The organism is Candidatus Nomurabacteria bacterium, from assembly GCA_023898645.1.
Taxonomy (GTDB): domain Bacteria; phylum Patescibacteriota; class Saccharimonadia; order Saccharimonadales; family Saccharimonadaceae; genus UBA2112.
The window spans coordinates 390,073-409,946 of the sequence record CP060232.1 but is presented as its reverse complement, the minus strand read 5'-3'; the positions used below and the strand labels follow the sequence as shown (position 1 = coordinate 409,946).

Here is a 19,874-nt window from a genome sequence, read left to right as displayed (position 1 = left end):
TCACGGCTTACAGGTTGAATAATTCCAGCAGCTGCTTTTCGTCAATTACCTTAGTGCCGTAATCCTGGGCTTTCTTAAGCTTCGAGGCGCCGACTTTACCACCAGCAACAAGGTATGTCGTGTCTTTTGCGACGGATGTCTGGAAGGTGCCTCCCAAAGATCGAATTTTATCTGCAGCTTCATCGCGACCCATCGATTCAAGCGAGCCCGTGACGACAAAGCTTTGTCCGACGAGTCTACCAGACTTCTTTGTGTAATGAGGCTGCACGCCCAGACGCTCAAACTTATCTAGCAAAGCCAAGTTATCGTCGTCAGAGAACCATGCAACAATTGATTCAGCAACAACCTTACCTACCCCATCGACTTCTTCTAACTCTTCTATTGTTGCGTTTTTAAGTGCGTCCATAGACTGAAATTTGTTTGTCAAATCTATAGCCGTCTGCGCACCTACATGGCGGATCCCAAGCCCTAAGATAAACTTCTCAAGTGGCGGGTTTTTCTTTTCCTGAATCGCATCAACTAGCTTGTTTGCGGAAATATCAGCAAAGCGATCAAGCTTTAGTAAATCGTCGACCGTTAGCGTGTATATATCTGCTACGTCCTTGACTAGGCCAGCGTCAACGAGTGCGACAACGTTTTTTTCTCCAAGCGTGTCTATGTCGAGCGCACCCTTTGACGCATAGTATTGAACCGAGCGTTTCAAAATCAGCTCGCCACTTTCACCCTTCACCCTATACACGACGTCCTTGCCTTGACGCACGAATTCCAACTCTGGATACTGCTCGGCGAGCGCCTGTTCGTAGTCAAATTTCTTTGCATTTTTTGGCCTTAGCTCAATGACGACACTCTCGACTTGCGGAATAATATCCCCAGCCTTAAATATAACGACCGTGTCGCCAAGCCGTACGTCTAGTCGAGCAATCTCATCTGCATTATGCAAGCTTGCATGCCGAACCGTCGTACCTGCGACGACTACCGGATCAAAAACCGCAACCGGCGTCGCCGCACCCGTTCGCCCAATACTTATAACGATGTCTTTGATGACTGTCGTTGCCTGCTCTGCGGCATATTTGTACGCCACGGCGCCACGCGGCTGTTTACCTACTACTCCTAGCTCTGCATATAGTGCCCGGTTGTTGATCTTGATGACCAAACCATCTGTATTAAATGGCAGTTCTCCACGAATTTCACCGACATGATCAACGAACTTCATGACATCTGGCAAACTCATAAACACAGAGGCTTCTTTGTTGCGCGTAATGCCCAACGCAGACAGCGTTTCATATGCATACATATTTGTCGGCACGTCATTTGGATCATCACGCAACAAGTCATAAGCTCTGAAATGCAACGGACGCGCTGCGACCAACTTTGGATCCAGCTGACGAATCGTACCTGCCGCAAGATTTCGTGGATTAGCAAACTCAGGCTCGCCTGCTTTTCGACGTTTTTCATTTAACGTATCGAAGTCATTTTTGAGCATCACAATCTCGCCACGAATTTCGGTGCGACCTTCTAGAAATTTCTCGTAGCCTTTAGCGGCTCTAAGTCGTAACGGTACGTTTTTTATCGTGCGAACATTGCTCGTCACGTCTTCGCCGACATAGCTGTCGCCACGCGTCACAGCTTGTACAAATAGCCCGTTTTCATAAATCAAGGCACAGGCCAAACCATCCATTTTTACATCGGCAAAAAATTCATGTTTACTATCCGGTAATAATTTCTCCATGCGTGCCACCCACGCCTCAACTTCTGTCGGGTCGAATACGTCGTTAAGGCTTAGCATGCGCGTACTATGCTCTACTTTTGCAAACCCGCCCTTTAGTTCGTTACCAACGCGTTGCGTGGGACTGTCGGGCGTGACAAGCTCAGGATGTTCAGACTCGAGCTTTTTAAGTTCACCGAACAGGCTGTCGTAAACCGCATCTGGAATCGACGGCTGATCAAGTACGTAATATTCGTAACTGTATTGATTAAGTAAATCGCGTAGTTCAACTATACGTCGCTCAGGCGGGACTGGCGTCATCATCAACAATCCTCCGATACAGCAAATAAATGTAGCTACTGGTAAATATCAGCGTAAGCGAACTGAGCGAGATGATTGATAGCGGCACAAGCGGCAGCCAATTAATTGCTGGAACGAGCTTCTTGACCCAATCATCGAACAATATTATCGGGATCATGATAACAAGCCAAGCTACTATTACTACAAAGATTAACCAGAGCAGCCGATAGAGCAGCCTCAAGCGCCGACCAACGACCAAATCTCCGGCAGCCCTGATGGCTCGCATAGGGTACATGCCTGGCAGCGTCACGATTACAAGTGCAATGAATGTGCTTGAAATCCAATATAACGACAAGATACCAAGGAGCGAGATACCCATCCAAACCAACATAGCGCTGACACCACTGTCTAACAGGCCTGAATTTTGTGCTGCAGTATAGACGATCAGAGCAATTGCAGCCGGAAGTAATTGAACTATAGCGACAAAGCTAACGAGCGTCGTGGCCAACACTGGCGAACCGCTATTATACAAAGCATCTCGTAGTTGCGGCTTATGGCCAGCGAGTACGTTGCGCAACGCCCAGACTGATGCCAACCAACCAAATAGTACAGCTAACGCGCCAATGACGGACTGAGCTTGTGTTACGTTCGGCGCAAGTCCCGTAGATACAGATGCCGCCAAAAGCAATCCCGCTTGACTAATCGGTCCGAAATCACCCTTAAACAAGTCACCGCCGCTAGATTTAAGAGCCGAAACGAGATTATTATATGATTCCTGCTGCCCAACACCACTTACGACTATTGTCGCTACGATGTATACAACTGCCAGACCACCAAATAATCTCCAGTTTTTCCAAAGAGTCCGCCAAACAACTGCCGTAAACGACCAGTAACTCGGTAGCTGCAATGACCGCTTGTAGTCACGTCGTCTCGTAACACGAAACGAACGATGCGGACGTCGTGCGAGATAATTCTTTGCGCGTACGACGTGCGGTGTGATTATTTTCTGGGCCTGCTCCACGAAAGGAGCAGTACTTTTTGTAACTTTAGTGGATTTCTTTTTAGATTGCTTTACTACTTTTGTTTTTTTCTTTGAAACTGTTTTTTTCTGCGTTGCCATTAGAACTTGCCTTTCGTATTTCGCAACCGAGCCACCCTGTCTGCAAGTGGCGGATGAGTACTGAATAGTCCCGCAATCGCACCGGGTTTTAATGGATTATTAAAAAATAGATGGGCTGTCGCCGTACTTTGACGCTGCATAGGCCGGCTATTTTTCTCAAGCTTTTCTAGTGCACTAGCAAGTCCCTCTGGGTCGCGCGTGGTCAATGCTCCGGTGGCGTCTGCTAGATATTCACGCTGACGACTTACTGCCATTTGAATCAATGCGGCCATAATTGGCGCCAATATGATTACAACTATACCAACTGCTAAAACAATAGGACTTACTTGTCGATCACGGTCATTACCACCGAAAAAAAACATCCTCAGCGCAATGTCTGATAAAAAGCCAATCGCGCTGACCAGCCCAAAGGCAATCATGCTAACGCGAATGTCATAGTTTTGTACATGTCCCATTTCGTGCGCCATAACAGCTTCGAGTTCACGATCGTTCATAATATCCAAAATACCCGTCGTCGCTGCGACGACTGAGTGCTTCGGATCGCGGCCTGTTGCAAAAGCGTTGGGCGCCGGGTCATCGATAATATATACTTTCGGCGTTGGTATACCGATGGTAATGGCCAGATTTTCAACAATTCGGTACAGACGCGGGTTATCGCGCTTCTCTATTTCACGTGCTCCGGTCGACATGATGGCTAATTTACTGGCAGCAAAGTACTGTATCAATGCATAGACGGCAGCGCCTGCAATTACCCAATACGTGATTGATGTTTGGCCGTAATATAAACTGACCGCATAGCCCAAAGCGCTGATCAAACCAACAAACGCTGCCATGATAATGACAGTGTTTCGCTTATTGGCGGCAATTGCTCCGTACATCAGCAGCTCCTAGAATGTCTACTTGTCGAAATTAACATCGACAGGCTTCTCGGCCTTTTCTTTTTCTTTGTCATCTAGCTCGAAAAATTCTCGTGGAGTAAAGCCAAGCATGCCAGCAAATACATTGTTAGGGAATACCTGAACCTTCGTATTAAAATCACGCACGCCCGAGTTGTAAAAACGGCGAGCAGCCTGAATTTTATCTTCTGTATCGACAAGTTCCTGCTGTAGTTCAGAAAAGTTTTGACTAGCTTTCAAATCCGGATACGCTTCAGCAACGGCGAATACGCTCTTCAGAGCGTCTGTCAGCATGTTGTCAGCCTTCGCCGCTTCCTTGGGTGAGCCAGCACTCACAACAGCCGAGCGTGCTTCTGTGACGTCCTCAAAGACGGTCTTTTCATGCTTAGCATAGCCCTTAACAGTATTAACAAGATTAGGAATCAAGTCAGCGCGACGCTTAAGCTGAACGGTGATGTCGCTCCAAGCTTCGTCAACGCGAACCTTTAATGTAACGAGGCCGTTATACGTAGCCCATAAAAACAGTAGAACAACAACGATAATACCGACAATAACCCAGAGTGCAGTCATAATTTCAAATTCCCTTCGTATCTATTTGATGTGTATATATAGTATAACAAACGTAACCTTATAAATCGACAATGTTGAACACAATAAAACGACCTCAAGGGTCGTTATATCAATTTGGTGCGCGGGGCGGGACTTGAACCCGCACGGCCTTGCGGCCAAGAGATTTTAAGTCTCTCGTGTCTACCGATTCCACCACCCGCGCTTAGTCTCTAGTATACTAAAAATATGAAGCAAATACTCATAATTCATGGCGGAGATAGTTTTTCCTCATACGAAGCTTATTTCAAAGATCTCCAAGGGAGATCCGTGGATTACAATCGTCTACTACCAAAACGCAGTTGGAAGCAATGGCTTGCAGAGCAACTTCCAGAAGTAGATGTGTTGTTGCCGTCGTTTCCGAACAGCGATAACGCAGTATTTGAAGAGTGGAAAATTCTTTTCGAAAAACTCATTCCGTTTTTCGACGATGACGTCAGTATTGTCGGCCACAGCCTCGGCGCTATGTTCCTCGCAAAATACCTACAAGAGTATCCGTTAAACAAAAAAGTTCACCAGCTCATTCTCGTTGCAGGCGGCTATGATGACGATTCTTCAGAAGACCTCGGGAGCTTCTCTCTATCTTCAGCTGACCGGCTTTTCGAAAGTGCCGAGACGATTCATCTATTCCATAGCAAAGACGATCCTGTCGTATCATATACGGAACTTGCCAAGTTCCAACGAGATCTGCCCTCAGCAATCGTGCATAGCTTTGACGACATGGGACATTTCCTTGATCCGACATTTCCCGAACTTCTTGCAACCATCAATCAAAAATAATCTCGCATCATCGAGATTATTTTAAATTCTGCTGTTTCCAAATTTTACAAACCAAGATTACTGTTTGTGAAATTTAGAGGAGGAACTATGAAGGCCTCAACGGCAGACAAAGAGTTCCGTCTTTGCCTGCCCTGAGGCCGGAATGAATTTCGACGTGGAGGCACGTATGGGAGTCGAACCCATCTACGAGGTTTTGCAGACCTCTGCGTAACCGCTCCGCCAACGCGCCACGTAAACCTACTAGGTCTTGAGACATTATAGCAAAGTAATGCTACTATAGGAGCATTAGACAAATCATAAGGAGAATTGACAGTTATGCCGCTCACTATCGAATCAACCTCGTCATCAAACAGCGAATACCTTATACGCGACTTCTTGGCATCTCATAACAGTGGAGTACTCGCCACAAGCGACAGCTCGGCAAATCCACATGGCGCTGTTATATATTATGCTGTCGACGACGGCTTCTGCTTATTATTCGCAACGAAGTCCGAAACTCAAAAAAACAAAAACCTCGAAGAAAATAATCGAGCTGAGTACGTCATCTACGATGAAGCCGCCCAAAGCCAACTACAAGTCAGTGGTCATGTTGTAAAAATAAACGACCCAGACGCCCAGCGCAAAATCCTCAACAGTATGTACAGTAAGAGCGCCGAATTAAGCCACGAAGAACTGCCACCTGCAGAAAAGCTGTTCGCAGGAGACTTTGTAGCCTACAAACTAATACCATCTGTTATGAAAATGGCGGTATACGCCCGTCCAGATTCTGAAGAAGCTGACGACCTATTTGAGACGCTTCTTTTCAGCAACGAAACTAACGCTAACTAGACAAAGCTTGGCTACCAAGCTTTCTGATACCCCGTAGCGTATTTAGAACCTCCACCCTTATTTCCGCGTTTCTAGTAGGGTACATATTTGGGTGAAGATGCGTGGAGTCTTCTTCTATTCGCACTAGATCAAAAAGGTGTTTTTTACGATCAATGATTTCGATCTGCTTGTCCATATGGAAAAATTTATCGTTTCCATGAAGGATAACGCCGTTCAGCATACCCTTTTCATGAGCTGTTGCCATCATTGGCGCCAAGTCCGGCCCCTTAGAAAGCATCCAGGCTTGTCGTATAAGTCGAGTTGGTTCAGTCGTATTAAGTACTAAAAATTCACCCGCTACCTGCAAGCCGAATTTATCAGTAAACAAATGTTTGAAATACTTCATAAACTCATTTTGCACTATGTCTTTCAGGTTTTCTTTCAGATAGACTCTTCCCATGTTACGGTGCTCAATCCCGGCGGGAGCTTCACCTACAACATAACTAGGCCTATCGTCATTTTGCGCGACCCTCCATGCAGTAATCGCTCCCGTAGAATGCCCAATTAGCGCAGTCTCATTGTCGCCGACAACTTCTCCCATAATGTCAATCATAGCTATGCCACCCATCTCGGCAGCACGAAGTGAATCCTTAAAATCTTTGATGCTAGGTAGATGTATAGTGTCATAAACCGCAGTGGCGATACCCATACTTGCCATTTTGCCAGCACCTTCATAGTATGACGCTGCTGGAGCAGACCAGCCGTTCATAGCTACAACATTAAGCGGTTCGTCAGCTCCGCCTTCCGGATGAAAAATACGACCTCGCATGACAGCCGTTCGACCAAGCCCTGCCTTTACACGATCAACGCAAAAATCCTGACCAGTAGATGGCCTAACTATTTCTCTATTTTTATTAATTTTGTAACGGCGATTGCCATTGTCTTCAACTGTATAGCCCATAGTGGGCTTGATTAAACCACACTAGCCTACACTAATCAATCACACCGTTATGTAATCATCTACTTGCGTGAACTATGGTCCAACAGACCGATGCGCAGTTTTAACCACACAATTCCGCCAACTATCACTAAACTCAATAGCCCGCCAACGAGTGTGATAGTAAGAATTTGACCTTCATTTTTTTCTACTTCCACCAGAGAACGGCCACTGAGTACATAGTAATTTTTTGCCTTTACTACAACTGCAGCTATACGCACTCCAGACTTTGGCTGCCACGTAACGGCGTTATATGGCTGGCCCTCAGCAGATGTCAGAATTCCTTTTGGCGGCACTGCTACTTGCCCATCTAGGTACCCCGAGCCGGTAACAGTACGTCCAGTTACATCATAGATACTTGTAAAAGATGCCAAGCTCTTAGACATATCCACTGAATTACCAATGAGAGATTGAGGCGTAAGATTATTATTATTTAGCTGCGCAGCAACATCCTCGGCTATCTGTATCTGCGGCCAATTTGCATTCGTTCGCAACACCTGCTGAGCAGTAACATACAGGGTGACGAACATAATGCCTATCACCATTACTACGCCTACAAGTGGTATAAATTTAGCATGTTTCTTAATGAATTCCATTCGCTTATGCTATCATCGCAAGCATCTTATAACAAGTGACTAGTTGCCGCTTTTCATACATGATTTCATATATATGCTTTACAAAGTATAGCAACACGTCTATACTCGAAAGTAACGAAACACGTCTCAAAGGAGGGATATATGAGCCTAAAAATTGCAGTGATCATAGGCAGCACGCGCCAAGGTCGACATACAGACAAACTAGCAAAATGGGTTGCAAGCAACCTAGACAACATGGCGGATGCTGAGCTGCTTGATTTGCGCGACTACCCGATGCCGTTTCTCAATGAACCGACAAGTCCGCGCTATGACCCAAACCGAAAACCAGACACCGAAACCGCAAAATGGCTTAGTAAAATTGCCGAGTTTGACAGCTACGTCATTGTAACGCCCGAATACAATCGAGCGACATCGGCGGTTCTTAAAAATGCCATCGATGTCATAGGGCACGAGATTGATGATAAACCTGTCGCACTAGTCGGACACGGCAGTAGCGGAGGTGCGCAAGCCATCGCAACACTACGTATGATATTGCCAGGCGTGGGTGCGGTTACCATCCCGCAAGCACTATTTTTTAGCGATCGTCTGTCTGAATCCCTTGATGATACCGGCAAACTAAAGAAAGAGATTGCAGAACGTCCCCACGGCCCTCAAGCTGCCTTAGAAACACAACTTGAAAGTCTCCTGTGGTACACGAGTGCTCTTAAAGACGCCCGTTAATAATCATAATTCCCCGACAAAATAACACACGACAGTCGTCGTGTGTTATTTATTACTCGAAGGTAAGATCAAGTGGTAGTAGGTACGTATTTAGAAGCCGAACAGATGGCCGATGCCCTTGAATATCGATGTCACTACATTGACTGTCGCTTCAACTACTACGGCAATCGTACCGGTAACCACACCAGCAACCACACTTTGTGCCACACCCGCTACGACACCAACTGCTGCGACAGCCAAAGTAGCTCCAATCACTGCGGCACCTGCAAGAGGACCACCCACTAACGTTGCAGCTACTGCAAGGGTACCGCCGACCGCTAGAGTCGTTGCCGTTGCCACGCCAGTCAGGAAGAGGCCTGTGCAGAATCCGACGCTGAAACCTTTTGTGAAAGTATTTGTATTGTTAGGGCATTTCTGCTGAGCGGTTGTTGAAGTACTTGGCACGGGGATCGGTAACGCAATAGGAGTAGCAGCTGGTCTTGGAGTAGGAGTTGGTCTTGGAGTAGGAGTTGGTGTTGCGACTGGAGTTGCAATTGGAGTCGCGACTGGAGTCGGTACTGGTGTCGCGGTTGTAGACGTAGGTGGCACTGGTGGGTTTCCAGAATCATACGCAAAGCTACTGCCACCATCATGGAGTGAACATGAAACTGCATTAAGTTCCTGGGGTATGTTCGTGCTGTATGGATCAAAGCCTTCTGGGCAAGTATTGCCTTTAAAGAAACCTACGTACTTAATCGTTACAGTAGCGATGCCAGTATTTTGATCGGTCGTCTGTGTCATATATGCAACCGGCCCGGCAATCTTATCGCCAACCGCTGGTGCAGTGTCTTTAGGTTGATTGCCGACCGTCTCTACAGCCTTTAGCAAGCTATTGTCTACTGCACCACTATACGACTGCGTAGCTAAGTTACCGCACTTGCCTCCAACTGTCGTAAAGTCGCCCAGACAGACAGTTGAAGTGCCGTCACTTTTAGGCAACACTGGCCAAACCCCAAATCGACTCTTGTACAAATCAAAGGTAGAAGCCCATTGCTTGACCTCCGTGGAACGAACTTTGTTGCTTGATGATGTCTCAAAGCCAGATAAGTTTACGGCAGCAATAGCGCCCAAAATTCCTAAAACGGATATTGCTAATATAATTTCGACTAATGTGAATCCAAGGATATGTTTCTTCATGAGCATAAGTATAATCGAAATTGCATGAAGCGCAAGCGTTATACGCAAAAAAAGGTTGCTTTTATGTTTCGTTTGATTTATGTTTCGGCATAATCAGGCATTTTATGTACACCGTAAGCTTAAACCAAAGAAAATATACTAAGTAAAATTTAAAACCGTAAACATTATGTATAATGGAGCTACAAAGGAACCTTCAACATGGCTATACATAGGGAACCTATATATTACGTCTCGTACGAATCTAGGACACCCATATCAGATCATGAACGTAGTACCTATAGTCAAACCGACTGCTCTGATGAAGACGACCCTACTTCGGTCGAAGAAAGACCGCAACATGACGACGCTCCTAAAATTGCTTATGGCTGTAACATGTTAGGTGAAATGGGCAAATGCGCACTACGGCAACAAATTGAAAATGACCGAGACGGTAAACCTGTCATACGACTTCTATGCAAAGGCATAGAGCCGACCCACTCAAGGGCGGAAGCGGAGAAACGAGAAAACACCTGCCGCAAGATTCACACACTTATTCGTGACAATCTCAATCAATCACCTCGACACGCCAATCCTAAAAACGACGACGCAGCTTAAGAGCCTGGTTCGGGCGTTTGTAGCGTAGCTTTTGTAGCTACGATACCCATACGCCGCAGAAATGCTTCGTGATTTGGCTCACGACCTAAAAATTCCAACTCGTTTTCGGCAGACGAAATCGTACCACCGCGCTCTTGAAATATTCGCCGGTACCTCATACCGATTTCACGATAAGCCGATGAGCTTTGCTCAAACACACTATAGTGATCATCGGCCTTTACTTTCGAATACGCATACGTATGGTAACCGCCCTCATAGCCGCCCATGATATGTCCAAACTTTCCTGGTAAAAAAGTACCTTCTGGCTGTAAAAACATAGCAATCGATGAGCTATTGTGATTAACCTGTGCGATATCCCACTGTTCCGAATCGCCATGCAGCGTCAGGTCTATGTCACCCAGATGCATCCGCCGCAAATACTCAAACAGATCATAAATCTGCTGCGACTCCACCAAAGCTTTTATAGATTCATCATCAAGCTGCTCACCTGTTTGATAATGTTTCATAATGCGCCGCAGTATTTCCGGTTCCTTTATAAAGTTCTCCATCATTTGCGACGGCGCTTCGCAAATGTCATGCTCAACACTACAGCCAGAAAAGTCCATAAGCTCAGCCTTGGTCAAAAGCATTTGCCACAAATGCCCATCCTCATGTGCCTGTGTAATTAAATCTTCGTACGTAAAGCAAGGTCGTGAATAGTTCGCAACTATAACTGCACTAGGCTTTTGGTAAGTACCATCCGCAAGCCTACGACCATGTTGCAGTGGTATAGTCGCTGCGTGCGTGTACTTACCCGGCCTTGAAAACAAGTCCAAATAAAATGTAGCTTTGAGCTCACCCGTCTTGGCGTCCTCAACCGAATATGCCATTACGTCTTCGTGCCAAACCGGCAAATCAACCTGCTTAATCTTTATGCCAAACAGTTCCCCCGACAGCTCGTGAAGCCCATCTAAGCAGGCTTCGACTGGCAAATATTCGTTTATTTTTCCGTGGTCAATCTTATACTTGTATTCTTGCAATCTCGCCACGTAATAATCACGGTCATAAATCATGAGCGGACCCTCGTGGCCGTCAATTTCCAGCATCTCCTGCATGATTGCATACTCTGGCGCGGCACGCTCCATGAGCGGATCATATAGTTCGTTATAAAACTCAATCAATTTCTCTGGCGTTTCTACCATATGAGTATCCGTACTGTAGTGCATCCACGAGGAATATCCTAAAATCTTCGCATATTCATGACGCAGTGAAAGCGATTCCTCTAAGATTTGTCGATTTCCTTCCACGCCAACAGAATGAAATGCCTCACTTATTTTTCGCCTCGTTTCGCGATTTTCGGCCTGCATGAAAATAGGATCAACATGTGGATACTTCATAGTTACCACATATTCCCCGTCATCAGTTCGCTCCAGGTCATTTATATAGCGCTCCGGCATACCTGCCAGCTCTTCCTGAGTCAACATCACGACCGTATTATCGTTTTTTAAGTTCAACGCAAATTCAGCCGCATATACGGTCAACTTTTCATCAATCTCCCTCAATCGAGCCTGCTTTTTCGGGGGCAGGTTAAAACCGAGCTGACTATACATATAGAGTGTCGCTTCTAGACACCTAGCCTTTTCGCCCTTTAACTTCTTTGCTTCACGAGTCTTTGAATATGCCTTAATTTTTGACAATAAATCTTTTCGATACCATACGGCAGACGCCTCCAGCATAAAGTCTGTCTCGAGCTCCGCTACGACATCTCGGACTTCTTGATCCGGGTGCACTTCACCAAGTATCAAAGCCCTTCCGTGTACATGCGCCATCTGATCAGCGGCGTCATCAAGCGGAGCCATTACGGTATTCCATGTCAGCTCGTCGGTCTCGATGACGCGTTCGTAATAGTCTTTGACTCGCTGTAGCCCGTCATTGACGATAAATTTTACGTCGGCGGCAGTAATGGTATCGTAGTGAAATTCAGAGTAATCCCGCGGCCTATACAGGTCATAGTCATTCGCCGCCTGTTCATTCCAGCCGTTCGGTATCTTGTCGCTGTCGGGCGCAGTTGGTCTCTCCACAGATACTCCTTGTGCGCCGATTGTAGCACGACGAGCAAGTAAATTGCGAATCTCGCCCTCACAGATTAATTAACACCAACAATGTACAATATATATATGAGGACTGATGCGCTAATCGATATCGATTACATAGCTAATCAAAGCGCCGGATTCATGTTTGCCCGACTCCTTATAGCGGAAGTTGTTTTCATGACTTTTTATTCTTTCTTAGCATTTATTGGCGACGAAGCATCGTCAATACCTACGATTCCGGGTTTTCACATAAGCACGTTAGACATTAAAATAATACTTGTCTGCATACCAAGTAATTTCATACTATTCTTGTTAATTTTTGCAGCATGGCAATCAGTTGAATATCGAATATCCATCCATAGCCTTATCATTAGGCGAGGGTTTACGGCATCAAGAGATAAATACATTAATCTCGCAGACATCGAGGGCTGCAAGATTAACCGCAATATCTTAGGAAATTACTTTAATTACGCAACCATAAAAGTTACATTACAACATGGTGAAAAACCAGTAAGCCTAAAAGGTATTACTCACCCCAAACAATTCAAAACACAACTAGAAACGAGAATGCTAGCAAACCGAAAGCTTCATATTGCTAAGACTAGCAAGTAATAATCTTATATTTGTAGCAAAGATTACGACGTAAAATTTTTTATGGGTGTACAGTCATAAATGTATGCCAGCTACCTCTCAGAACAAGATCGTACGATCAAGCAAAGCGCCGGATATATATTTGCTCGCCTTTTAGTGTTCCGAATTTTCATATTGTTTTTTAGTGCATTCGTAATTTTGACAGGACCAACGAGACGAGGTGAACGTCTACAATTAGGACTTCACATAGGAACGTATGTCATAGACATAATCTTGCTTGGAGTAATTTTAAATTTCATCGTATCATTCATTGTTTTTTTCGCATGGCGCTCTCTGGAATACAAGTTGTCATCTCATAAAATTTCTATAAAATGTCTCATGAAGCGATCTAACAAACAGATTGATCTACGCGACATAAAAACGACTGAAGTGCGTCAAACTTTCGCCGGTCACTTGTTCGAATATGGCACAGTTACACTTCGTTTGCAATCAACAACCAAGCCCGTCAAACTACGAGGCGTACCCTTCCCTGAGCAATTCGAAACCCACTTAAAAACACAGCTTCTCGTCAATCGTAACTTGCGCAATATGCAGACTACGGAGAAAAAATAATCACACGCGCGTCATGACAAGGCCAAGAGCTTTGTGTGTAGGCAACTATTGCAAGACTTTTTGCGCAAGTTTTACGGCATTTTCCAGCGTATTTGCTTCGGGTGCCGAACCGACGCCGTAGAAGAATTTAAGCCACATCCGACCACTAAGAACATTGAGCTGACCAACTGACTTATCGAAATACGCACTGTCCCCTACGTCTTTCACCGCTTCACTAGAACTACCCTTTTTATACGCTTCAAAATCAGTTTTATTTTGCTTTGTGCCCTTATTGTTTATAGCCGAGCGTACCGATACAGCCGCAAGCAGCATTTTCGTCTGATCAGGGTTCCTGTCAGTATAGCCACACTTGCTAGTAGCAGTATTGCCCGAAATAACAGGCTTGTTTGCGTCAGTGCTATATACCTTGTCACCCAGCAAGTCTTCTGCCTTCACTGGTGTCAGCAACTCACACGCTTTGACGGGCTGATACACGATGTTTGGCTTGCCCTCATTAACGTTATATATAAATAGCGCAACAAGAACTGCAAGAGCTAACAACCCGAACGCAATTCCCGAAACGGTCTTTATAGTTTTTTGATTATCCGAAATAAAGGCCTTCGTAGATTCAATGTATTTGTTCATAGTTGTTCATAGTATAACAGCTATAGCGCAACGAGACTCCAACTGTCTGTACTTAAACTACAAAAATGACGACTACCATTTTCAAGTATTTGACAAAAGCCAATAACAGCATATAGTTATAAAAACAAGAAGGATATTGGCTCATAGTATGGAGAACTCTAAAAACACAGCCGACGCGATAATTGTTGGTGGTGGAGCAGTCGGGCTACACACGGCAAACGCCATGTACGATGCCATGGGCAAGAATTCGAACATTCTAGCCGTAACTCAAGAAAGTGAATGGGGCGGCATTGCTGGGCGTTCACTTGAGCAATATCGCATGTTTAACGACTCATTTGCTTTAGCAGAAATAGTCGACAAGGGCATGAAACTGTATAGCCGTGTTGACGAAGAACTACGCGAACGTGACAAAAACAGCAACGCTACCGAGCGAGCATATGAACAATTTCCGTATATCTTTACCGTCGGAGCAAAAGAGCGACCAAGTCATATTCAGGAATTGCTTCCTCCGGGCACACTTGGTAGGCCGGATATGGACTATTACCGAAGTATCAAAAATGACACTGAAGCATGGGGGTTTAATCCCCAAGCTCGGGAAGTTAGTGCAGAAGAATTACGACAGCAATTTCCACTGCTAGACGGTGACGGCATAGAGGGGGCTATGATTGTTGATAACGCCGGCCGACTACATTTCGACGTAATGCGAAGCTGGCTTATGGATTGCAGTCGGGCAGATAGCAACGGTCACGGCGTCACTTACCGCACCAGGACTATCGCGCGGAAAATCTTGCTCGGAAAAAACGGCGAAGCAATAGGCGTCGATTTTGGCAACGAAAAAATATATAGCGACAAAATCATCCTGGCGCTCGGTGCATTTGCCATCAAGCTACCGCAGCTACTATCGGGCGACGAATCCGAACGACTAGCACGCAACTTTACCATCACGCAGCGCGAACTGTTTTTTGCTAACACACCTGGAGTACCAGACAACACAAACTTTTTTGTCATTACTCCGGACATGGCGATTGGCCGTATATCTACCCGCGAAGGTCACGCTAGCTACGGCTATGCCGCTACGGATGATTTGTTAATTACCGAACCCAGTACAGATCCACGCCCTAATAATTCCTACGAGGCCGACTTACAAATCGACCACAAAAGCCTATTCGTTGGCCGCACCTATGCAATGTTTAGCGAATGTTCGTCACGTTGGGACGCCGACTATCGTGACCCTGCTCGGCACAATCTAGCCATCGAACCATTCGGCCATAGCGCCGGATACTACTCAGCCTATCGCGATGACTTGCCGATTGTCGGCAAAATCGGCGACACAAACGTCACTTTAGCAGCTGGCTCTCACCATTCCGGCGTCATGGGCGGTCAAGGCATAGCAGAGCTCGTCGTTGATCACGTGCTGGGCACGGAAAACTTATCCGAAAAAACACACCAACAGACAAACATTCTGAGGAATCCTGCGGAGCACACAGGGTTGGTATTATAACTCTAGGCGACGCTTCTGTAGATATACTTAAACTGAGTTGCCGCGACGGTGCGTGTGTGGACCTTGCCAACGCCTCCGTTGTAATTCATTTCAGAAACAGTAATCGTACCGTTTCTATGGACCGACTCGACATATACGACATGTCCAAGTGCTCCTTGTGACGTCGCCCCTATTGCACCTACACGAGGAGACGAACCGACTTTATAGCCTTTGGCTGCCGCCCGCGCATACCAAGTATTTGCATTTCCGAGCCCATTCGGCAAATCAGGTCGACGCTTTTTTGCGTACCAAGTACACTGGCCATTTATATACAAATTACTAGACCTAGGAGCCGCCGGCCTAGCCGCCCTGTGCTGACGCTGAGTGTCGTCCGTACGACGTTCGCTATATGTCCAGCTATGCCTTTCGCTGTACTGAATCCTTTCATTGACCCTAACTCGATATTGAACCTGCTGCGGCGGAAACCCGCCTCGTGGCTGAACTCTCGAACCGGGCGCAGGCAACTGATTGCCAGGATTAAAGTTAGACGGACTACCAATGAAGTTAGGCGCCTGCGCATGAGCGGTCTGGCCGAAAAAAAGCGCAAGCGAAGAGACTGCGGCAACCGCCGCTATATATGGTTTGATTGTCATGAAATTTCTCCTTATAGATCTGGAACAGGATCTTTACTCCGTGTCGCGTTTGATTCAATTTATTGAATTTTCGGAATGTCTGTGTTGACACGGAGGGTTGTGTGTCATGCTTTGCGCAGAACACGCGTACAATCGTATCAATTTGCAGCACCATGGGTCAACGAAATAACGGAAAGTACCACAATATACTTCGTCATATAAGATAAATATATTACATTGTTTAATTTACAATGCATCAAGTACATTTTAGAGTTTGCTTAACAGAGGTAAATGATGACATTACGTTTCACTAAAATAGACCTTTAAATAGACGGCTTTCACAAAGCATGCGAGTACTAATCCATCACACATCACTGAAATAACAGGCTTCCAGAAACCCTGTCATTAAAGGTGTTTTAAATGTAAAATGCCCGTCCAAAAGAACGGGCATTTGCTCGACCCCAAACGGGCTAATCGAGTTGCAAAAGGTACGCAGTTAGATCTTGCTCGAACCGACTAGACCAGCGTACGATTACTCGATAGCTAGTTGTTTCAGTTCGTACATACGACTGGCTGTGCGAGTTATGCTCGTAGCTAAACCGATAGTCGCCTTCGAATGAAAACTGTTGGTCGTTGTCATCGAGCTGGATGTTTCTGATGTTGCGAAGTTGTAATTCGCTCAACTTGCACGTCGGCACGACAGATAAATCATCGTCGAGCGAAGCACTGAATGTCGCGACCGAGAGTGTAATGACGCCCCATTTCTTGGAGTCAATCACGTCTTGCAGCATCGGTGCTTGGGTTACGATCAAGCTGCAGATGAACTTCTCTGTGTCTGACATCGCTCACCACCTCCTTGTGTAGATAACATAGGAGCGATTTGCATATAATACCACATATTTTATAAAATTAAAAGCATACGTGGATATCGTTTAGATAGCCGACTAGATTTTCCATAAAGATATTGAAGATTAGAATCTCGTCAGTCATGTTATGAAAATCCAGCCGCTGGGACTGGATTTTTTCATCATTGATCGCAAGCTAATCATGCGCTCTTATAGACCTACCGAGCAGTGCTCCACGCCTAGTACTATTTACCGTTTTATTTTATCCTTCAACCAGTTTTCTATGTAATTTATAACGCGCTCGTCAACTGGCCGCCGCGCCTGCTCCTTGTATGTTTTGATACCAGGAGCGCCTGCGTCTGCGCGCAATAGGTGCGTTACGTCTGGCACACAGTGCGCCTCAAATGGACCCTTGACCAGCTGCTTCATACGCTCAAGATCCGCAGGGTCAACCTGTATATCCTTCGAACCGGTAATCGCAAGAACTGGGACATTAATCTTCGCCAAATCTTGTTCTGGTTCGTAAGCGAGCAATTCACGCATCCACTTGGCATTTATCCTCTGTATGAACTGAACTTTATACGTGTCTTTGGTGCTTTTCTTTATCTTATCAATGGCTTGTTGCTGCTTTTTCTTAGCATCAATATGCAGATGGTCAACAAGCCATTTTGAAAATCCCGTCAGACTGCCAACAATTTGTTCGCCTTGCCAGATTAGCGTCTCTTCGCCTGTCTTTGCCGATCCGGCCAGCAGAATTGCACCCGCAACCGCCGCACGTCCCGCAGCAAGACTTGTAGCTACAAGCGCACCCTCGCTATGGCCAAGAACATATACGTTATCAGAGTCTACGTCATCTTGAGCCTTTAGCCATTCGATCGCCGCGCCCGCATCGGCTATGCGATCATCTAAATCACTGCGCCAATAATCACCTTCGCTCTCACCGACGCCACGCTTATCATATCGTAAACTAGCAACGCCAATGCTGCTCATCGCCTCCGCCACCTGCGGAAATACATTTATGGCAAGCTTCTTGGCATTATCGTCGCGGTCCGTCTGGCCCGACCCCGGTAGCATCAACACTGCTGGTAGAGGCTTGGATTCATCCGGTGTCACGAAAGTACCCGCTAATTTGTAGTTGTCTGACGTAAATTCGATCTGACGCTCAGTCATTCGATCCCTCCTTGTTGTTAAGCAGTGGCATAAATGCGCTCGCTATCAGGCGACGCTTTCGCTCTGCTGTTGGTTTATTTTTTGTCCGTTTCGTTACGACGGCTGCGATATCTTTTACGAAATCAGCATACTCGTCATCACTCAGCCACAATGCATTCATAGAATAACCAACGCCATCACGTACCAGATCCGGCTTGTCACTATCAAGATACCGTTCATAACTTGCTAGCAGTCCGGTTACATATGCCGTAAAAGCCTGCAGATGTTCATCACGGGTCATTTTTTTTATTTCTGCTACATCAGGTTTGGTCTTGATCCCCAAGCCATATGAACGCTCAACTGCGCCACGCACTCGCCGTTCGGACTTAACTTCCAAAACTCCCGCATCGGCTAGCAAAGTTACATGTCGATAAATCCTGCCCGGAGGAATATCACCCATTTCTGCCGCAAGCTGAGCAGTCGTTAGCTCACGCTCCCCTAAAAAAGCTTGGAGGATACGGATTCGTACGGGGTGAAGTAGCAAGTCTGTCATTTTCATATTTTTGAGTATACACAACCATTCGCAAAAATGCAAACATTCGTATATTTGTAAGTGCATAAGCCCAAAATGCTCGACTATAGTTTTCGGGTCGAGGTCGAGAGTTAGAACACATAGACACAAACCAATTAAAAAACCGAGGGCAAGCCTCGATATTTTAATTGGTGCACCGTTCTGGCAGAAGTCAGAACCGCGCTACTCACTTATTCTATAGCTTAAAACAGATTACATCAATAGACTGAACAGAGGTAACTGGCCTCCGGCGTGGCGGTTCGCGCACTCCCACCACCGTTGCCTACATAGTTGACAAGGGGCGGGGGGGTAGGCAGTGACACCCTCACCACATGTGTCGATATGTCGTTGCCAAAAATTTTTCGGAAAATTTGAAATATAGGTTAGAACCGACTACTTATCAGGCAAATCTTTTAGTTTGTGATTATTGAATTGCCAATAGTTTGCACCCTGATAGGCGCCGCTACTGTTTAGCTGCCCCTTATCCTCGAAAATCTTGTATGTTAGTGGTGACAACTTCCATACTTGACCGCCGTACTCAACTTCTCGCTCTCCGCTGACGGTTGCGATAATAGATTTATCAGATATAAAGTTGATTTCGTCACCGTCTTGCAAACCTTTACGGTAAAAGCTGAATAACGCACCTTGCTTGCGGGCGGTCGCCACTTCGTCGAACTCTTTTTCCTTGTTGATTTTTTCAGGATAGATAACTTTACCATCAAATGATAGCAACAATTGACGTACTAGGTCTTGGTCTAACGCAAAAAGCTCGCTGGTACCAACTTGGTGTTTGCTAAAAATTTCGTGCAGTAGACTTTCTTTATCGTCATAATCTTCAAGCTCGATAGCGAAATAGCGTCGTAAGCCCGCAACGTTGTAGTATCCATTAGCCTCCAGGAAGCGCATTCGTTCTGGATAATTGACCGTGCCAGTTTTGCCAATCTTCACCAGGCCAGATACGGCGGTGGACATTAAGTAGATTATTCCTTTTGACATATTTG

21 protein-coding genes and 2 tRNA genes are annotated in these 19,874 nt (G+C 45.8%); 7 read left to right on the top strand and 16 right to left on the bottom strand.

The window, feature by feature from the left end; all coding sequences use genetic code 11:
* Positions 1-7: 7 nt before the first annotated feature.
* The 5 genes from ligA to H6797_01950 all read right to left on the bottom strand — a co-directional run bounded on the left by ligA (position 8) and on the right by H6797_01950 (position 4,793).
* Entirely contained in the window at positions 8-2,026 is a 2,019-nt protein-coding gene (gene ligA, locus H6797_01970) for an NAD-dependent DNA ligase LigA (protein ID USN97099.1), read from the bottom strand.
* A complete protein-coding gene (locus tag H6797_01965; protein USN96938.1) occupies positions 2,007-3,125 on the bottom strand; it encodes a hypothetical protein in 1,119 nt (372 codons plus the stop codon). Before H6797_01965 ends, ligA begins: the two co-directional genes overlap by 20 nt.
* On the bottom strand, positions 3,125-4,003 hold the full coding sequence (locus H6797_01960) for a M48 family metalloprotease (GenBank protein USN96937.1): 879 nt from the start codon (positions 4,001-4,003) through the stop codon (positions 3,125-3,127). Before H6797_01960 ends, H6797_01965 begins: the two co-directional genes overlap by 1 nt.
* Before the next feature lie 18 nt (positions 4,004-4,021).
* Positions 4,022-4,591, bottom strand: a complete 570-nt coding sequence (locus H6797_01955) for a LemA family protein (GenBank protein USN96936.1) — start codon at positions 4,589-4,591, stop codon at positions 4,022-4,024.
* A 115-nt stretch (positions 4,592-4,706) separates the two neighbouring features.
* Positions 4,707-4,793 (bottom strand) — tRNA-Leu (locus H6797_01950).
* Positions 4,794-4,816: 23 nt separating this feature from the next.
* Between H6797_01950 and H6797_01945 the strand changes: the two genes are divergently transcribed.
* A complete protein-coding gene (locus H6797_01945) occupies positions 4,817-5,407 on the top strand; it encodes an alpha/beta hydrolase (protein USN96935.1) in 591 nt (196 codons plus the stop codon).
* A gap of 155 nt (positions 5,408-5,562) precedes the next feature.
* Here the strand turns inward: H6797_01945 and H6797_01940 are convergent.
* Positions 5,563-5,636, bottom strand: a tRNA-Cys gene (locus H6797_01940).
* 86 nt (positions 5,637-5,722) lie between these two features.
* On the opposite strand from H6797_01940, the gene H6797_01935 reads away from it, so the two are divergent.
* Positions 5,723-6,235 carry a pyridoxamine 5'-phosphate oxidase family protein gene (locus H6797_01935; protein USN96934.1) on the top strand — a complete coding sequence of 171 codons (513 nt, stop codon included), beginning with the start codon at positions 5,723-5,725 and terminating at the stop codon, positions 6,233-6,235.
* Here H6797_01935 and H6797_01930 read toward each other — a convergent pair.
* Both H6797_01930 and H6797_01925 read right to left on the bottom strand, forming a co-directional pair.
* On the bottom strand, positions 6,228-7,175 hold the full coding sequence (locus H6797_01930) for a hypothetical protein (protein USN96933.1): 948 nt from the start codon (positions 7,173-7,175) through the stop codon (positions 6,228-6,230). The two genes, H6797_01935 and H6797_01930, sit on opposite strands and share 8 nt — an antisense overlap.
* 59 nt (positions 7,176-7,234) lie before the next feature.
* Positions 7,235-7,807 carry a hypothetical protein gene (locus tag H6797_01925; protein ID USN96932.1) on the bottom strand — a complete coding sequence of 191 codons (573 nt, stop codon included), beginning with the start codon at positions 7,805-7,807 and terminating at the stop codon, positions 7,235-7,237.
* Positions 7,808-7,948: 141 nt separating this feature from the next.
* Here H6797_01925 and H6797_01920 point away from each other — a divergent pair, with 141 nt between their 5' ends.
* Positions 7,949-8,527: an NAD(P)H-dependent oxidoreductase gene (locus tag H6797_01920; GenBank protein ID USN96931.1), complete on the top strand. Its 579-nt coding sequence runs from the start codon at positions 7,949-7,951 to the stop codon at positions 8,525-8,527.
* Positions 8,528-8,617: 90 nt separating this feature from the next.
* On the opposite strand, the gene H6797_01915 is transcribed toward H6797_01920, so the two are convergent.
* Positions 8,618-9,703 carry a prepilin-type N-terminal cleavage/methylation domain-containing protein gene (locus tag H6797_01915; protein ID USN96930.1) on the bottom strand — a complete coding sequence of 362 codons (1,086 nt, stop codon included), beginning with the start codon at positions 9,701-9,703 and terminating at the stop codon, positions 8,618-8,620.
* Between the two features lie 198 nt (positions 9,704-9,901).
* Between H6797_01915 and H6797_01910 the strand changes: the two genes are divergently transcribed.
* Positions 9,902-10,297 carry a hypothetical protein gene (locus H6797_01910; protein ID USN96929.1) on the top strand — a complete coding sequence of 132 codons (396 nt, stop codon included), beginning with the start codon at positions 9,902-9,904 and terminating at the stop codon, positions 10,295-10,297.
* Here H6797_01910 and H6797_01905 read toward each other — a convergent pair.
* Entirely contained in the window at positions 10,294-12,357 is a 2,064-nt protein-coding gene (locus tag H6797_01905; GenBank protein USN96928.1) for a Zn-dependent oligopeptidase, read from the bottom strand. The two genes, H6797_01910 and H6797_01905, sit on opposite strands and share 4 nt — an antisense overlap.
* Positions 12,358-12,453: 96 nt before the next feature.
* Here H6797_01905 and H6797_01900 point away from each other — a divergent pair, with 96 nt between their 5' ends.
* Both H6797_01900 and H6797_01895 read left to right on the top strand, forming a co-directional pair.
* Positions 12,454-12,981: a PH domain-containing protein gene (locus H6797_01900; GenBank protein USN96927.1), complete on the top strand. Its 528-nt coding sequence runs from the start codon at positions 12,454-12,456 to the stop codon at positions 12,979-12,981.
* Positions 12,982-13,041: 60 nt separating this feature from the next.
* On the top strand, positions 13,042-13,572 hold the full coding sequence (locus H6797_01895; protein USN96926.1) for a PH domain-containing protein: 531 nt from the start codon (positions 13,042-13,044) through the stop codon (positions 13,570-13,572).
* A gap of 45 nt (positions 13,573-13,617) precedes the next feature.
* On the opposite strand, the gene H6797_01890 is transcribed toward H6797_01895, so the two are convergent.
* Positions 13,618-14,196, bottom strand: a complete 579-nt coding sequence (locus H6797_01890) for a hypothetical protein (GenBank protein USN96925.1) — start codon at positions 14,194-14,196, stop codon at positions 13,618-13,620.
* A gap of 148 nt (positions 14,197-14,344) precedes the next feature.
* Here H6797_01890 and H6797_01885 point away from each other — a divergent pair, with 148 nt between their 5' ends.
* On the top strand, positions 14,345-15,697 hold the full coding sequence (locus H6797_01885; protein ID USN96924.1) for an FAD-binding oxidoreductase: 1,353 nt from the start codon (positions 14,345-14,347) through the stop codon (positions 15,695-15,697).
* A gap of 2 nt (positions 15,698-15,699) precedes the next feature.
* Here H6797_01885 and H6797_01880 read toward each other — a convergent pair whose 3' ends face one another.
* The 5 genes from H6797_01880 to H6797_01860 form a co-directional block, all read right to left on the bottom strand.
* The gene (locus H6797_01880; GenBank protein USN96923.1) at positions 15,700-16,329 is read right to left on the bottom strand and encodes a CHAP domain-containing protein; all 630 of its coding nucleotides are present in this window, start codon (positions 16,327-16,329) and stop codon (positions 15,700-15,702) included.
* A gap of 449 nt (positions 16,330-16,778) precedes the next feature.
* Positions 16,779-17,150, bottom strand: a complete 372-nt coding sequence (locus tag H6797_01875; protein USN96922.1) for a hypothetical protein — start codon at positions 17,148-17,150, stop codon at positions 16,779-16,781.
* Between the two features lie 252 nt (positions 17,151-17,402).
* Positions 17,403-18,323 (bottom strand): alpha/beta fold hydrolase, encoded by a 921-nt coding sequence (locus H6797_01870; protein ID USN96921.1) that lies wholly within the window; start codon positions 18,321-18,323, stop codon positions 17,403-17,405.
* The gene (locus H6797_01865) at positions 18,316-18,861 is read right to left on the bottom strand and encodes a helix-turn-helix domain-containing protein (GenBank protein USN96920.1); all 546 of its coding nucleotides are present in this window, start codon (positions 18,859-18,861) and stop codon (positions 18,316-18,318) included. Before H6797_01865 ends, H6797_01870 begins: the two co-directional genes overlap by 8 nt.
* Positions 18,862-19,266: 405 nt before the next feature.
* Complete coding sequence (locus tag H6797_01860; protein ID USN96919.1) at positions 19,267-19,869, bottom strand: GIY-YIG nuclease family protein; 603 nt, start codon at positions 19,867-19,869, stop codon at positions 19,267-19,269.
* Positions 19,870-19,874: the final 5 nt, after the last annotated feature.

Coding starts and splice junctions, on each gene's coding strand:
- H6797_01945 (USN96935.1), top strand. CDS start 4,817: ATGAAGCAAATACTCATAATTCATGGCGGAGATAGTTTTTCCTCATAC.
- H6797_01965 (USN96938.1), bottom strand. CDS start 3,125: ATGGCAACGCAGAAAAAAACAGTTTCAAAGAAAAAAACAAAAGTAGTA.
- H6797_01890 (USN96925.1), bottom strand. CDS start 14,196: ATGAACAAATACATTGAATCTACGAAGGCCTTTATTTCGGATAATCAA.
- H6797_01880 (USN96923.1), bottom strand. CDS start 16,329: ATGACAATCAAACCATATATAGCGGCGGTTGCCGCAGTCTCTTCGCTT.
- H6797_01935 (USN96934.1), top strand. CDS start 5,723: ATGCCGCTCACTATCGAATCAACCTCGTCATCAAACAGCGAATACCTT.
- H6797_01910 (USN96929.1), top strand. CDS start 9,902: ATGGCTATACATAGGGAACCTATATATTACGTCTCGTACGAATCTAGG.
- ligA (USN97099.1), bottom strand. CDS start 2,026: ATGACGCCAGTCCCGCCTGAGCGACGTATAGTTGAACTACGCGATTTA.
- H6797_01955 (USN96936.1), bottom strand. CDS start 4,591: ATGACTGCACTCTGGGTTATTGTCGGTATTATCGTTGTTGTTCTACTG.
- H6797_01920 (USN96931.1), top strand. CDS start 7,949: ATGAGCCTAAAAATTGCAGTGATCATAGGCAGCACGCGCCAAGGTCGA.
- H6797_01925 (USN96932.1), bottom strand. CDS start 7,807: ATGGAATTCATTAAGAAACATGCTAAATTTATACCACTTGTAGGCGTA.
- H6797_01875 (USN96922.1), bottom strand. CDS start 17,150: ATGTCAGACACAGAGAAGTTCATCTGCAGCTTGATCGTAACCCAAGCA.
- H6797_01895 (USN96926.1), top strand. CDS start 13,042: ATGTATGCCAGCTACCTCTCAGAACAAGATCGTACGATCAAGCAAAGC.
- H6797_01870 (USN96921.1), bottom strand. CDS start 18,323: ATGACTGAGCGTCAGATCGAATTTACGTCAGACAACTACAAATTAGCG.
- H6797_01900 (USN96927.1), top strand. CDS start 12,454: ATGAGGACTGATGCGCTAATCGATATCGATTACATAGCTAATCAAAGC.
- H6797_01885 (USN96924.1), top strand. CDS start 14,345: ATGGAGAACTCTAAAAACACAGCCGACGCGATAATTGTTGGTGGTGGA.
- H6797_01860 (USN96919.1), bottom strand. CDS start 19,869: ATGTCAAAAGGAATAATCTACTTAATGTCCACCGCCGTATCTGGCCTG.
- H6797_01960 (USN96937.1), bottom strand. CDS start 4,003: ATGTACGGAGCAATTGCCGCCAATAAGCGAAACACTGTCATTATCATG.
- H6797_01865 (USN96920.1), bottom strand. CDS start 18,861: ATGAAAATGACAGACTTGCTACTTCACCCCGTACGAATCCGTATCCTC.
- H6797_01930 (USN96933.1), bottom strand. CDS start 7,175: ATGGGCTATACAGTTGAAGACAATGGCAATCGCCGTTACAAAATTAAT.
- H6797_01915 (USN96930.1), bottom strand. CDS start 9,703: ATGAAGAAACATATCCTTGGATTCACATTAGTCGAAATTATATTAGCA.